The sequence below is a fragment of the Oligoflexus sp. genome, assembly GCF_035712445.1.
Lineage (GTDB): Bacteria > Bdellovibrionota_B > Oligoflexia > Oligoflexales > Oligoflexaceae > Oligoflexus.
The window spans coordinates 1-13961 of sequence record NZ_DASTAT010000116.1 but is presented as its reverse complement, the minus strand read 5'-3'; the positions used below and the strand labels follow the sequence as shown (position 1 = coordinate 13961).

The following is a 13961-nucleotide window of genomic DNA, read 5'->3' as shown; positions in this document are numbered from 1 at the left end:
TACCCGATGTCTACCTGATCGATCGGCAGACCGTCCTGGAATTGGAAGCGAGCGGTGACTGGCAGGAATTGGATCAGGCCTATCAAAAACAGGCGTTGAATCCAGGGCCGCAGCCGCTTGAATCCACGAGCGATCTGGTGGAACAAAGGCAGATTTTCAGTATGACTCATAGTGATAATGAAAAGAAGAAGTCCGAGCCCAAAGCCAAGTGAGGTAACCATGCGGATGCTCCCAGGGATAGTGTTGGCCTCGCTTTTGAGTCTGTCGGTGAAGGCCGGGGCTGCTGAAAAATCGCAGAAAATGGCCCAGCTGGAAAAAATCACGGTCGGGCCCTATGACAATTTTCAGTCGGCGGTATCGGATGATGAATCCGTTATATACTTCACCCGCAGCCAGAATCTTTCGTCCCAGATCATGCGCTACGACATGAAATCCGGCAAAATACGCGCCATGACCACAGCCGATACGGATGCCAAGAATCCGGCCTTGAGTCCCAATGGCAAGGAATTGGCCTTCACCTATTTCCGCCGCGATGCAAAGGGTGACATCTGCCTTTTGGATGGCGAGGACATTCTATGTGTGACCGGCCCAGGAGCCTCGGAACACTCGCCGTTCTGGGTCGATAACGAAACGCTGGCCTTCGTCCGCAGCAATGATGCGGGAACGCAGTCCCAGCTGATTTTTCTGACTGTGAAATCCAAGAAAACGGAGCTGGTGATTGAAGGTACCCTTTATAACCCAAGTCTTGCCAAAGATGGGCGGACCCTGGTTTATAAGGGCAAGGGCAATGACCTGATCATCTATGATGTCCAAAGTCGGAAACCGATCCGTACGCTGAGCCTCGATCTGGCTGGCGCGACAGGACCCGCCCAATTTTCCGTGGACGGCACTTACATTTATTTTGCCCAGTACATGCTGGACAGTAACCGCGACCTGCGCCTTGATGGTCGCGATGCAGCCGCTATTTTCCGCATTCCGGTGGATGGCTCGCGGAAGGAACCCGAGCAATTAACCTCGCTCAACCAGAACTGCTCCTATCCCTTCCCGGCCCGCAAGGTCCTTTATATGACCTGCGCCTTTGAAGGCGCCCTGGATGTGTATCGCACGGCTTTGACGGGCATCGTCCCGACCGATTGGAATCAGGATGACCTTTGGGAAGCGCATCGCGCCGCCCGTTCCTATTCGGACCGCATACTTCTTTTGAATCATCTGCACGCCCGCTTCCAGCTTTCAGAGCGCGAACTGCGGGAACGAACGCTCAGCAACTTCATCCTTTGGGGTGAATGGATGCCTGCGGCTTATTACGCCGACCGCCTCAGCACCGAGGCGGATGATTTCAAGATTCATAAAATCCTGCTCGATACGTATGCAAGCTGGGAAGTCCTGCCGCGCAAGGAAAACCTTGGGGCTTTTGCCCAGATGATTGATCGGCAAAGGGCCCAGCTGCAAAAGCTGCCCGCCACTCCCTTGCAGAAAGTGGCCCTGGGTTATATGGACCTTTTTGCGAACCGGCACAAAGATGCCCTGGCCCGCGCCGATAAAATAGAATCGGATGATGGGCTGACTCTTTACTGGCTCACGCAGCTCGTCAAACTAAGTGCAGGCAAGAACGACGAAGCCTATCGCGCAGCCCTGGAAAAGCGACTTTTGAATAGCGAGCTTTCGGAAGAAACCCGCCTCTATTATCTTTCGCGCTGGCTGGAGCTGCTGAAACCCGGAGTCGATCCCACTGCGGCCGTGGATGCCTTGCAAAAGAAGGTCGGACAAAACCCACTCCTGAATGATCTGCTCGATCATGAAAAGCAGCTCTATCGCGTGTCCGTGGCCGCGAACAGGGAGGCCAGCCGCACCGAGATGCGAGCGATAGTCGAGCGCATCAAGCGCCTGAAGGACGATTACTACGGAATGCGCCTGCTCTTTAATCGCGGCATGATCGTTCTCTATCAGGCAAAAAAGAGTCGGGAACTCTCGACCATCATGAGTCTCTGGCTGACCTACGTGAAAAAGGATACCAAGGAATATCCCTTTGCTATCGAGGCCTTAAGGCAGAATAGTCTCGACATTGCCTATCGCTTCTATCACAGCGACAATCCCCAGGAAAAACCCCTGGCGAGCGGCGCCTTCATGGACAGTATTCGTACCAGTGACGATCTCGAATCCCACTACCAGTATGCGCTTTTGCATTTTGGAACCTGGGGCGAGCTGGAAAGCGCCTACAATACCATGCAGAAGGACGGCCTGATTCGCGCCGAAAGTCGCGTGTTCGTGGAAACTCTGCGAAAAATTCTGATCAATCCCGACAAAGTCGATGAACATGATCTGGAAGAGGCCGCTGAAGCTTTGGACCAGATGAGCGATGACCACATCGGAGTCGGGACGCGCTACCTTTTCCAGGGTTATCTTTATCACCGTCTGATGCTGATGACGGAAAAGGATTTCACCTTCGATCGTGACCTTTCGGACAAGGCGCATCGCTCCTATCTCTTCGCCATCGACGCCGGCTGGAACAACGATCGCATCAAAAGCGCCGCGTATCAGAATCTGGGCCTGCTGCACAGCTCGATTCGCAACTATTCCTTGGCCGCGGAATTTTTCCTGCGCAGAAACGAGATGAATTATCCTTCGGTGGCCATGAAACAGGCTGTGCTCTGGCTGCAGGCCAAAGCCATGTATAAGAGCTATCGCTTCATGGAAGCCTATCAGTCGATGGAAGAGGCTTTGAAAACCAGTCCGCAAAACCCTCTGCCATTCCAGGAAAAAGCCGCATTCTATGCCTGGAATGCCGGTAAATACGATTCCGCTGCCGAATACTATGCGAAGGTCATGCCGGCCTTGGGCGACAAGGCCCGGGCGAGCTTATGGCTAAGCCATGGCTTCGTCCTTGGCAAACTGAAACGCTGGGACGAAGCTGAACAGGCCCTGCAGAAAGCCATCACACTGTCTCAGCAGGAAAAGTCCGGGCAGGGCAAAGGCATCATGCTGGTCTATCAACCCATCAAAGTCCAATTCGTGGCGTTGGGTCTTCTGGCCCGACTTCAACTTCCCATAACCAAAAAAATATCCGTATTACAGAGAAGGCTCGCCATGTTTCCGGGGATGATGGATCAGGCCAAAAACCTTCATTTCCAGGACGAAACCTTGAGCGCGCAGTGGATCAAGGAAACCCAGGATCTGGCGCGTTGGCAGCTGGAAGCCGGGCAGAAGGCAGAAGGACTTGCGAGCCTGGAACAGGCCCTGCGTTTGACCGAGTCGCATGGAACGAAGTACGGGCACCTCGCTCATACGGTCTTTGTGAGTTTGAAAAATCTCATGATCCTTGTTCGCGATCAGAAGCTGGAGCCCAGTGCCTCGATGCTGGCGACCTTGGATAAAACTCTGGCCGGGACACGTAAGGAATTTTCCGAGGAAAAAAATCCCGCAGCTGAAGTGCGGGCGAAATGGACGGAAGTTCAGCTGATCGCGCTGGCCTTCCAGCTGCGCCAGGATCCAGCTCGCCAGAAGACCTTTGCCGACGGCAGCCAAAGCATCCTGGCCCAGGACAACGTCCAGTTTCTGGAAAAGGAAAAGCCGGCGATTTACGCCGGCCTGCAAGGCTATCGCGATGCTCTTTTGCAATCACTGCGCTGAGCTGGTGCCGGCCTTGTCATTCTTCTGATTTTTCTTGTCGTTCTGGGATGCTGGCTGCTGATCAGCGGCATCCTGGGAATCAAGGTCCGAGGGCACAAGGATCATGAGTCCGGGTGTCACAAGGCTCTGAACGATGCTGCTCCAGGACGGCAGAACTGTGCTGCTGGGATTAGGCGGCGGAGTAAAGGGATTGCCACCGACACCGGTATGCTGTCCATCGCTACCAAAAGAAGCCGATGCAAACATCAGCAGGCCTATCGTTACTAGTGTCTTTTTCATAAGGTTGTGCCTTTCTGAAGGAAGCTTGAAATATAGCTCAGCATCACCACATGAGGCCCTCGGTACCGATTGAAGATCTGACGTAAATCCTCTTCAAATTCCATGATGCGCTTATGCAGCTCCGTAACACCCTGAGAGTCAAGGCCATCAGTATGCAGCTGGGCGCACACGGCAGGATCACCGAGTTGGGTCATGTCAAAGAGATCGACAGTATGCTTGATTTGTTCGAGAATCAAGCGAGGATCCAATACAGAAAAATTTTCATAACGGCAACGAAGGATCCCATCCTGCTCGTATACGGCCTCGATTTCCAGGAGGCGCTTGAGCTTCACAAGCCCATACTCTCCGAACTTTCGGCCGACGATGTCCATGGTTGTTCCGCCGGAGCTGGCCAGCGTGATAATGGCGAAGCTGATGCGGTCGCGAAGCTCCTCATTGAAGTCGCCGCTGGTGATACTCACATCGTAGCTGTGCACCATCTTGCCAACCCAGGCCCCGATATCGCTGAAATGCTTGTTCAGAAAGCTCATGGCCGCTTCATTGGCCGCAATCACATTCAATAGGGCGAGCACCGTTTCCAGAGTCGGGACGTTTTCCTGCTGATAGACGCGACGCAAGGTCGGGTAGGGTACACCCGACTGCCTCGACAGAAGAGACAGGTTACGAGTTGGCCGGTCTTTCAGCCATGCGTCAATGAGTTCTTTGAGATCTGCCAGCATAAACTCCCCACGCCTAGGAATCAAAGTGCATTGTGTTTATTGGTCTTCCAGGGGCAACATAATACAAAGCTGTGGACAGTGCTAGTGCGGAGCATTGCTCAAAGTGAGGAAAAATAAGGGATGCATGAGTTTCATTGATTCATAAGCGACATTAAGTGCGCCTTTAAGGCCTTCTCAACCAGATTATAACTCACCATAACCAGTTCTTCGTTCGTTTACAGACGCAAGCCGCGCAATGCACAACTGCATCATCAACCGGAAAAACAGTGATTCTGGAAGAAAAGAAGAGGCGACAAGTGAGAAAGAAGGGGCAGAAATAAAAAGGTCCCCAGAGGGGACCGCGCATGTTGGAATCAAGGAGCAGGGATTTCCTGCTGGTCTTCGATCGGAATCTGCTTTCTGTTCTTGATTACAGTGCCGGGCTTCAGGTCGTCCCCTTCAAAGGAAACTTCCGTGTAACCAGCAGCCTTATCATTCGCAGGAACAGGCGCCACCGCTGCGGCGCGACCGCGCTTGGCGACAGCCTTCTGGGATGACGACAGGTTGAAGGTGATATTCTCGACCACCAGAATCTGCTGATTCTTGATAATCCGCGGCTGGCCGGAAATATTGATCGTTCCGTTATGCTGCATCAAAGCGGAAGCATAAGTCGCTCCATCAATGATGGCTTTGATAGGATTGCCCATCGCATCCATGCCCATCAGAGCGCAGCGCCTGGTACAGTTAGCCAGGTTCGCTTTTGAAAAGCTCGCGTTGTTGATGCTCACGGGATAGGTCTTGCTCTCGCCGCGCGGATCTGTTTTCAGGATCGGCAGGGGAGACAAAGCTTGAGGCGCTGCCGATGCCGCATTCAGATTCTGCGAAGGAGGCAGCGACACGGGACGAGCCAGGCCCTTTTGATTTTTAGCCATGGCCACCGAATTGGTCTGCATCAGCTTTTCAACCTGAACGGCGGTCAACGCCGATGGAACTTCCTCGATCAAATCCGCGGTAGCGGAAGGCGCGGGAGCCTTCTCAACCTTGGCCACTTTCACATCCTTGGCCTTGGCTTTCACCACGGGTTCTTCTTTCACGGGTGCAGGAGCCGGCTTCTCTACTTTGGCTACCGCTTTTTCCGCTTTCTTCTCGTCCTTATTCGCCCGGAAAGCGGCAGCTGCCAGCTTCTGCTTGGGCTTTTCGAGCTTCTCTTTTTTGGGAGCTGCAGCGACCTTGGTCGCAGCTTTTGGAGCCTCGGCTTCAACGGCCGGCGCATGCGAAAGCGGAGGATCGACACGACGGAGTTTATTCGCAACGGGTGCGCTTGGTGTCGTAGACTCCTTATTGGAGGCTACTTTTGCGTCCACCCATCCAAGCTGCTTCAGGCCAGCTGGAATAAAGACGCCAGCGCCAAGGCCGGTGATGAAGACCACGATGGCCACCAACCAAAGGTTGACGGACTTTTTCTCAATATCCATGGGTGGCAGAGAATCAGGTCCCATCTGTGTACTCCTCTAAAGTGTACTTACCCCATGGAACCTTTTCGGTTTATGCTGGTCCTGTCTTGAATGAGTTTTGATAGCTTTGAAAAAACGGGGGCTTGGGCGGAACTATTACCTGCGGTGAAAGGGTCGATTGACCTCTTTTTGGATGAGTCACCGCAGGTTAACGGTCAGATAAGGTATGAATTCGCCTGGGTCCGAAGGCTCTGGCGAAGTGCCATAATCTGACGAAATTGAAGAGCCTGAGAGTGTTCACAGCTGAGCTGATCCATTTCCAGAAACGCGCGCAGAATCTCGCGCTGCATCTCGTTCAGTTTGAACGTCCGAAAAATCGCTTCCCAGTACTTCGCATGCAGACGACGCTGACCATTCATTACCAGAGCCAGATAGCCTTTGGAAGGAATGCCCGCGCTGCGGCAAATAAAAGTCAAAGATACTTTCTTTTGTTTGCCTTTGAAGAGGCAGTACAGAGTTCGCAGGATTTCTGAAGCGTGATTGGCTTCCAACAGAACCTGATCCACTTCAGCACTGAAGGGATTGTAAGGGATACTGTAGTTGGCGGCTGTCAGTGCATAGGACGGGAGGCTCATCGGTGTCTCTCTCCTTTCGAAAAATCGAACTCGAAGGGGAGGACGCCAAGGACTTGGAAATATTGCAGAACTAAATAAGTTAGAAATTACAAGGGGATGGCGAACCATCCCCCAGGATCATCAGTTGATCTTCACTTCATAATAGAAGCGAACGAAATGCGTCGAGCGGCGTGGGCTCTCGCTGGTGAAGAAGGTGGTCGTCTTATCCTTGATGATCTCACCGGCGTAGATACCGATGGTCGGATAATCAAACATCTTGTTTTCCAGGTTATAGCTGATAATTCCGCCCCAACGTGTGGCACCCGAGTTGGTAGCCCAGCCGTTGGTTCCGTTGATCACGCCATCGCGAAGACCGCGGCCTTCTTTCAGCACCGAGCGACGGTCGAGTTCAGCACCCACAGTCACGTTCGGGGTCAAAGCATAAACCGGACGGATCATGCCATCGATAAAGCGCCAGGACATTTCGCTATCCGAATAATCAGGGGCCTCACCGCGGTGGTCCTGATAAAGGGCCAGCCAGTAAACGCCGTAGCCGCTGGCTTTCCAGTCACCGTTCCAGCCCACGAGGAGCTTCGAAGGCTGCTTGGCGTCATCGTACTTCTGGTCATCACCAGGTTGGAAGGCCGAGGACATCGCGCCGCTGCCGATGTAACCTTTCGAGGTTTGCACCACGAGTTGGTTATAAAGACCGCCACCGAGAACCTGATCACCCCAACGCTGATAGGCCGCGCCGATCAGATAGCCGGTGCTGCTCAGCTCGCCGTCGCCATCGGAAACGTTCTTGTCAGTTTTATGCCACTCAAGGTTGGTCTTGATCGCGCCGTTCTGCAGAGGATATTCGATCTTGTTGATCAGAATATTTTGGTTCTCTTGAACGGTATCCGCGCCAGCCGCATAGTCGTTGACTTTCGAGCCGTAAGCCAGGTCCACATTCAAAGGACCGAGGCCTTCGACGCGCACGCCACCGCCGAGGATGTTTCTCTCATCGAAATAAAATGAGCGGGACAAAAATTCGGGAGGACTGCGGAAGGGACGATTACCGTACCAAACGCTCCAGCCGTTGCCGACTTTGAATTCGCCGTAAACAACGCGCTCGTTCAAAGAGGACTTGGTTTCATTCTTTTCAAGGAAGCGGCGGTTACCAGCCACATCGAAACCATAATGGAACTTGAAGTTGTCGCCATACCCTGCGTGCAAAGTCACTTCAGTCAGGGGATAGTCGATCAAGCCTTCCGTATTGTAAGGCCCCAGGTTGAACGCTTCGTGCTGATTCCCTGGACCCTGTTCCTTGGAAAAGTCGGACTTATACGTCACGCCCCCGCGGGAATAGATTTCTGGGGTGAAGGACCACTCCTGGGAGAACGCTTGAGCAGACAGTGTCAGGCCGCCCAGCATCATCAAACGGGAGATTTGTTTCACGATACACTCCTTGTCTTTCAGTAAATCTCGAACCCTCTGTTCACAAATGTGCTCCATGGCACAACGGGGTTATATAGCCTAACCGTATGGCTTGTCCCGCGGACTTTTCATGGAACTCTAATTATTGATTTAAAAATCGACAAAAAGGATTGTTTTGTAAGGTCATCACGACAGTTTTCAAGGTCTTAATGGCCCGGTAAGCCTTATCCAGGAAGGATTTGCCGCTTGTGACTTACTAAATGTGGCCGATAAGATCGAGGTAGGACTCTCGTACCTGGAGTATTTCATGTCCATGACACCACGGGAACAGTTGGCAAGCGCGACGATGATCGCGACCCACGAGATCGTGGTCAATTTGGAAAAGGCAAAATCCTCCCTTGAATCCTTGATCAACGGCATGCAGGACCTGACCTGCCTGATTACGACCGAAGGTCGAATTATCTGGGGCAACCAGCGTGCGGCCACGTGGCTGCAAATAGATCATGATCTGGTTCACCTTTGTCAGATGAAACAACTATTTAAAGAAGACGACTGGACGCAATTCCAGAACCGTCTGGAACCCTTTCAGAGAAGTGGTTTGGCCGGTGCGCCCAGCGAATTCCAATTGCCGATTCAAATGGGCCCCAACTCCCGTGAAATCCTCTGGAGTGTCAGGCCGTTCCAGGCCGTGAGCGTCAGACGCGGAACCATCCTGCTTTTGGTCGGACGCGATATTACCGAAGTTCTGCGCGAGCGCGCAGAGAAAGCCAAGCTGGAAACCGAACTCGAAACCGCGCAGATCATGCAGGCGGCCTTCTTTCCGCCGAATCGCATACGGTCCGCGGGTATCGAGATCTGCTCGTTTTATCGTCCAGCCGAACAATGTTCCGGCGACTGGTGGGGCCACTTCAACTTTGGAGATGGCGTCGACCTCGTGTGCGTCGGGGACGTGACCGGCCACGGTGCAGCTTCCGCCCTGGTGACAGCCATGACCCAGGCGACCTGCATGGCTTACGCGAACACGGCCCGGACCGGCAAGTCCAAGGACTATCTGCATCCGTCGAACCTTCTGCATCAGATCAATAAGATCGTCTACGATACCTTCAAAGGCAAGTTTTTCATGACCTTCTTTGCGATGCTCTTCGACACCAACACGGGCGTCGTGCGAGCCTGCAACGCTGGTCATAATTTTCCTTTGTTCCTGAAGGGACAGTACCGCCGGCAGGCCATTCATAAAGAAGCGCTGCCAGAGAACGTCAAACCCTTCCGGGGCCCTGAAGCTTTGGCTATTCAGGGGAACCCGATCGGTTTTGATCCGGAGACTGTGTATCTGGAAAAGGAATTGCCGCTTCAGGACATGGATCGCTTCATCCTCTTCACCGACGGCATCATCGAGTGCAAGAGTGAAGAAGGGCAGATGTATGGTTCATCCAGCTTCCGCAAATCCATCGCGCGCAGCATGGAAAAAGAGGGCGTGGCCTTCCGTGATTCCATCGTCGACCACGCCTTGCAGTTCTTTGGCAAGCAGCCTTTGGCCGATGACCTGACCCTGGTCAGTGTCGATGTCTTCATGAATAAGAAAGACAAGGCTTAAAGCAGCTCGATCTCGCCGCCGTCGTCATCCATCGCGATATCACCGTAAACGAAGAGATCGAGAAGCTCCGTCTCGAAGATCTCCGCATACACGCTGCATGTGAAGTGAAAGCCTTCGCCACGAATTTTCCAGAAATCATAAAGGCGCGAGGTGCGGACTTCGTCGGATGAAATCAGTTCATCGAAGCCGCTGGTCGCGATGGGCAAACTGATACCCGCGACGATCCCGCAGCTATGCAGCTGCTGGGTAATTCCACCAGCCACCAGGTTATTGTATTCCTTGAAAAGATCGTAGGACGATTTCAGGACCTGCTCGTGCGAGCGCTCGGGCGCGCCTTTGCGCTGAGTCAGCGTCATCACATCGCTCAAATTGAAATGCGACTTATAGGTGATGCGCAGATCCTTGGCCGCGATCTGTATGACCGTCAGGTGGGATCCATAGATGAAATCGTCGGGATGCTCATGCTCTTCGATGACGAGGTCACGCCTGGCAGTTATGTCCGCAAAGCGTTTGCGAGAGAGTTCGCGTATCATGGTATAAAGATGTTGGTGGGCGTCCTTCAGATAAGCTAATGAATGACCACCTTGTTTGCTCTGCTCTGCAGTCGCCGACATTTGCTCGGGCCCCCTTGTTCTGGTTCTTATCCTCTATTTAAACACATTTGACAGTTTTCGGCAGTATTCGGTATCATGGAGCTAGCTTCCCATCATTTTCGCCTTGAATTTTGCCGCGAGGTGTATCATCGACTCCGCAGCGCGTACCTTGGAAATACCCGGCTCCGGTATCGTTTCCGAGAATTTGCAAAAGCTCGTACGCTTTGCGTCTCTGGAACGGATGAAGACCGTTGCGCATCGCCAGGACATCATTTCGGAAGAACTTCCCTATGCCGCCAACCGTCTGACGGTTCATGCCCACTGGATGGCCTTCATACTCCTGGCGGGCGAAGGCGGCAAGATCACGTTCAAGGCTCATTACAGCTCCAGCGATATCCAGGGTCTCGTGGCCCGTGCCCTTAACAAGGACATAGATAAAATCAATGCCGACCTGATCGGCGATTTTATGCGAGAATACTGTAACCTGACAGCCGGTGTGATCAAAGCCAAGCTTGCCGAAGTCGGCATTCACACTGGTTTGAGTATTCCTATCGTCACCCGTGGTTTCGATGAAATCTGGCGAATGGATCGGGATGTCAGCAATGAAATCATTTCGATCGACGCCTGGCATCTGAAGTGGCCGTCGGGGAGCGTGATCTGCACCATGGCAGCACGCGCGGATGTATGGGCCGCGGCTCAGGATCTTAAAGATCCTACCAGCGACACCAGCTCCGAGAGCGATATGGAGTTCCTATGAGCGTTTCCGCCAAGATCGAAGCCATACAGAACCTGCATGCGACGCATAACATCATCTCGACTCTTGAGCAGTCGAAGACCAGCATCGAACAGCTGGTCGATGAGATGCCCGATGCGCTTTTCGTCTTTGACGTCAAAGGCACGATTTTAAAAGCGAACCTCGAAGGTTGCCGGCTTTTGAAGGTCGAGCCTGAATACTACCTGGGGACCAACCTCGCCAAAGTCTTCGACGTGGAATCCGCCAACATCCTTTTCAACAAAATCCAACTCGTGGCGCAGAACCCCAAAAGTTTCGAGCGCCCGCATGAATTCGAACTGCAGGCCATCACGGGCAAGGATGAGGCCCAGCCTTATCACTGGGCCCTGCGTCCACTCGTTCCCTTGCGTTTTGATAAAATCCCTCTGATTGTACTCTATGGCCGCAACCTTGTGGATATTCGCAGTTTCGAACGCGAGCTGTCCCAGATCTACAGCAGCATTCCCATAGGTATTCTGAGCGTGGGAACGCGCGGCCAGGTGGAACCCAACTACAGCCGCTACTGCGAATACCTGCTGCAGCACGCTCGTTATTCTGGACTGAACAATGGTTTTGCCAAGGTCGGCATCGTTGAACTCCTGTTCGAACCTGCCTTTGCGACGATGAAAGCGCCTGAAATCGAAGCCTGCAAGCTCCTGGTTCGCGCCATTGGCGAATCGGAGTACTGGTTCGAATCGGTGAAGACCCAGTTCCCGAATCTCCTGCGTCGCCGCATTGGAGACAGCGAGCTGTGGCTGAAGGTGGATTACCATGCCGTCACCGCCGATGGCGTCGTTCAGAAAATCCTGCTCATCATCGAGAATCGCACGGACCTCATCCGCGAGCGTGAAGAACGCAACGTCTGGATCAAGCGCAATGAATCCGCGGTTCGCCGCATCCTGGAAATCCAGAACGCGGAAAACAGCATACTGCAAGGGATCTGCCTTGATCTGGAAGCCCTGATCCGCCGCCTGGATCACGCGCTGGAAGTCGATGATTTCAAAGCCTTCAAGACCGGCGTTGACGGGGTGAAGTTCGCCGCCGACAGTGCCGGTTTTCTGACCCTGAAAGAAATGGTCGAGATCCTGGAAGTGAAGCTGGCCGGTGAACCCGGACAGGAACTTTTCAAGAATCGCAATGAACTGGCCAAGGAATATTCGCAAATCCGCACCGAGTGCGTGGAACTCGTCCGAATTTTCTACACGCTGAATACCGATGATGATATCACGCGCGATTTTCAGCATAAGCTCGATCCCACGCTCTATAAAGACATCACCGCCACCATTGATCAGGCGATTCAGAGCATCAAGCCGGATTCCCTGGAAGCCGCCCGCGATGTCCTGATGAAACTGCGCAAGCACGTTCTCAAGATCAACTATCTGCGTCTTTCGACGATGGAGCCTTTCCTTGCCGATTTGGCAAAAGTTCAATCGGCGCATGATCGTAAGCTCGTAAAGATTACCTTCGAGTGGGACAACGTTCTGGTTCCGCCCGAAATGGCCCGTCCTCTGCGGGATATCTTTGCCGTTCTGATCGAGAAATCCATCAGTGGCGGGATTGAAACACCGGCACGCCGCCGGAAACTGGCCAAGGCCGAGTACGGGCATATCCGCATCAAGGCTGTGGCCGATGATCACGGTGTTCTTTTTCAACTTTCCGATGATGGACGCGGGATGTCAGCCGGCAAACTGCGTGAAATTATGAAAGAGAAGGGACTCGTCAGCGAAGCCATCCTACAGAAAATGTCGGATGAGCAGGTTTTCCAGCAGGTTTTTGCCTCGTCGCTTTTGCATAAGGAAAAGCCGGACAGCGGCCCTATCGTGGACTTTGCGGGCCTCAAACGGTTCTTCGATGAGCAGAAAGCAACAGATATTCGATTAACTTCTCAGCTGGGTCTTGGACTCATGCTCCAGTTTCGTTTAAAATCTGATACAGAGGTTGTCTAACCTTTAACCAATCGTGCTTTCTTGTGGGGATACACTATGGCAAAGATTCTGATTGTCGATGACTCGGAAACCCTCCGTATCCAGTTGCGGGAAGCGTTGGAAGGGGCTGGCCACAAGGTCATCGAAGGTGTTGATGGGGCTGATGGTCTCAGACAAGCTGTCGAGAACAAAGACATCAACATGATCATCACTGACTTCAACATGCCCCAGATGGACGGCGTGACGATGGCCTCGAAAGTTCGGGAAATCCCTGAGCTTGCCAAGGTGCCCATGCTCATGCTGACGACGGAAGCCACGCCCGATATTAAAGCTGCTGGTAAAGCTGCTGGTATTTTGGCTTGGATCGTGAAGCCTTTGGTTCCTTCCAAAGTGCTCCCCGCGATTGAAAAAGTCTTGAGTCGCTAATCACGGGCTTGCCCGTGACCTCTATCGAGCGTGCCCGCTAGCCTGGATCCTTTGAAGCTCGGGCATTTCTCACTCCTCCGAACCTGGACACCTGTGCAGTGTTCGCCTACGAATCCCCCTGGCTCTCCTTTTCGCATTCCGCTATAAAAAAGAAAATTGTGGGAGGAGCTTGCCGTGAGAATACTCATCACTGGTGCCACTGGATTTATTGGACGATCGCTTTGCACACGTCTCCTCTGTGACGGCCACGAACTGACTCTCTTGCTACGCCGTCCCGAAAGTCTGCCTGGCGACTGGAGTTTGCCCTGCCAGACTTTGATTTGGGATCCTACGAAATCTGAATGTCCCCATGATCTGGAATCATTCGATGCGGTGGTGAATCTCATGGGGGAGTCCATCGCCAAAGGTGCGTGGACTTCGGAGCGCAAGGAAGCCATTCAAAAATCCCGAGGTCTAGCCACAAGGCGCTTGGGAGCCGCACTGGCCAAACGCAAGACTCCGCTCAGCTGTTTCGTGAGCACATCGGCCATCGGTTTTTATCCCTACGATTCTGAACCTTT

Annotated in this window: 12 protein-coding genes and 1 pseudogene; 7 read left to right on the top strand and 6 right to left on the bottom strand. The window is 53.1% G+C overall.

The features are described from left to right. Both VFO10_RS25345 and VFO10_RS25340 read left to right on the top strand, forming a co-directional pair. Window positions 1–212, top strand: a pseudogene (locus VFO10_RS25345) (hypothetical protein); the annotation flags it as partial. A gap of 7 nt (window positions 213–219) precedes the next feature. Continuing rightward, window positions 220–3627 (top strand): hypothetical protein, encoded by a 3408-nt coding sequence (locus VFO10_RS25340; RefSeq protein ID WP_325144796.1) that lies wholly within the window; start codon window positions 220–222, stop codon window positions 3625–3627. Here VFO10_RS25340 and VFO10_RS25335 read toward each other — a convergent pair. The 5 genes from VFO10_RS25335 to VFO10_RS25315 form a co-directional block, all read right to left on the bottom strand. Continuing rightward, on the bottom strand, window positions 3616–3906 hold the full coding sequence (locus VFO10_RS25335; protein WP_325144795.1) for a hypothetical protein: 291 nt from the start codon (window positions 3904–3906) through the stop codon (window positions 3616–3618). The two genes, VFO10_RS25340 and VFO10_RS25335, sit on opposite strands and share 12 nt — an antisense overlap. Continuing rightward, on the bottom strand, window positions 3903–4625 hold the full coding sequence (locus VFO10_RS25330; RefSeq protein ID WP_325144794.1) for a hypothetical protein: 723 nt from the start codon (window positions 4623–4625) through the stop codon (window positions 3903–3905). Before VFO10_RS25330 ends, VFO10_RS25335 begins: the two co-directional genes overlap by 4 nt. Window positions 4626–4978: 353 nt before the next feature. Beyond that, complete coding sequence (locus tag VFO10_RS25325; RefSeq protein WP_325144793.1) at window positions 4979–6103, bottom strand: hypothetical protein; 1125 nt, start codon at window positions 6101–6103, stop codon at window positions 4979–4981. A 170-nt stretch (window positions 6104–6273) separates the two neighbouring features. Then, window positions 6274–6693: a hypothetical protein gene (locus VFO10_RS25320; RefSeq protein ID WP_325144792.1), complete on the bottom strand. Its 420-nt coding sequence runs from the start codon at window positions 6691–6693 to the stop codon at window positions 6274–6276. Between the two features lie 120 nt (window positions 6694–6813). Then, the gene (locus tag VFO10_RS25315) at window positions 6814–8112 is read right to left on the bottom strand and encodes a carbohydrate porin (protein WP_325144791.1); all 1299 of its coding nucleotides are present in this window, start codon (window positions 8110–8112) and stop codon (window positions 6814–6816) included. A 286-nt stretch (window positions 8113–8398) separates the two neighbouring features. Between VFO10_RS25315 and VFO10_RS25310 the strand changes: the two genes are divergently transcribed. Next, entirely contained in the window at window positions 8399–9685 is a 1287-nt protein-coding gene (locus tag VFO10_RS25310; protein ID WP_325144790.1) for a SpoIIE family protein phosphatase, read from the top strand. Here VFO10_RS25310 and VFO10_RS25305 read toward each other — a convergent pair. Beyond that, window positions 9682–10299 (bottom strand): hypothetical protein, encoded by a 618-nt coding sequence (locus VFO10_RS25305; protein WP_325144789.1) that lies wholly within the window; start codon window positions 10297–10299, stop codon window positions 9682–9684. The two genes, VFO10_RS25310 and VFO10_RS25305, sit on opposite strands and share 4 nt — an antisense overlap. Window positions 10300–10447: 148 nt before the next feature. Here VFO10_RS25305 and VFO10_RS25300 point away from each other — a divergent pair, with 148 nt between their 5' ends. The 4 genes from VFO10_RS25300 to VFO10_RS25285 form a co-directional block, all read left to right on the top strand. Next, entirely contained in the window at window positions 10448–11035 is a 588-nt protein-coding gene (locus VFO10_RS25300; RefSeq protein WP_325144788.1) for a hypothetical protein, read from the top strand. Further along, window positions 11032–12996, top strand: a complete 1965-nt coding sequence (locus VFO10_RS25295; protein ID WP_325144787.1) for a PAS domain-containing protein — start codon at window positions 11032–11034, stop codon at window positions 12994–12996. Before VFO10_RS25300 ends, VFO10_RS25295 begins: the two co-directional genes overlap by 4 nt. Before the next feature lie 36 nt (window positions 12997–13032). Next, entirely contained in the window at window positions 13033–13401 is a 369-nt protein-coding gene (locus VFO10_RS25290) for a response regulator (protein WP_141733665.1), read from the top strand. A gap of 174 nt (window positions 13402–13575) precedes the next feature. After that, a partial coding sequence (locus tag VFO10_RS25285; RefSeq protein WP_325144786.1) for an NAD-dependent epimerase/dehydratase family protein occupies window positions 13576–13961 on the top strand: 386 nt, incomplete at its 3' end.

What these genes read in the sequence shown, in the direction of transcription:
- VFO10_RS25325 (WP_325144793.1), bottom strand. Translation starts at nt 6,103, where the DNA reads ATGGGACCTGATTCTCTGCCACCCATGGATATTGAGAAAAAGTCCGTC.
- VFO10_RS25340 (WP_325144796.1), top strand. Translation starts at nt 220, where the DNA reads ATGCGGATGCTCCCAGGGATAGTGTTGGCCTCGCTTTTGAGTCTGTCG.
- VFO10_RS25320 (WP_325144792.1), bottom strand. Translation starts at nt 6,693, where the DNA reads ATGAGCCTCCCGTCCTATGCACTGACAGCCGCCAACTACAGTATCCCT.
- VFO10_RS25310 (WP_325144790.1), top strand. Translation starts at nt 8,399, where the DNA reads ATGTCCATGACACCACGGGAACAGTTGGCAAGCGCGACGATGATCGCG.
- VFO10_RS25305 (WP_325144789.1), bottom strand. Translation starts at nt 10,299, where the DNA reads ATGTCGGCGACTGCAGAGCAGAGCAAACAAGGTGGTCATTCATTAGCT.
- VFO10_RS25335 (WP_325144795.1), bottom strand. Translation starts at nt 3,906, where the DNA reads ATGAAAAAGACACTAGTAACGATAGGCCTGCTGATGTTTGCATCGGCT.
- VFO10_RS25330 (WP_325144794.1), bottom strand. Translation starts at nt 4,625, where the DNA reads ATGCTGGCAGATCTCAAAGAACTCATTGACGCATGGCTGAAAGACCGG.
- VFO10_RS25290 (WP_141733665.1), top strand. Translation starts at nt 13,033, where the DNA reads ATGGCAAAGATTCTGATTGTCGATGACTCGGAAACCCTCCGTATCCAG.
- VFO10_RS25295 (WP_325144787.1), top strand. Translation starts at nt 11,032, where the DNA reads ATGAGCGTTTCCGCCAAGATCGAAGCCATACAGAACCTGCATGCGACG.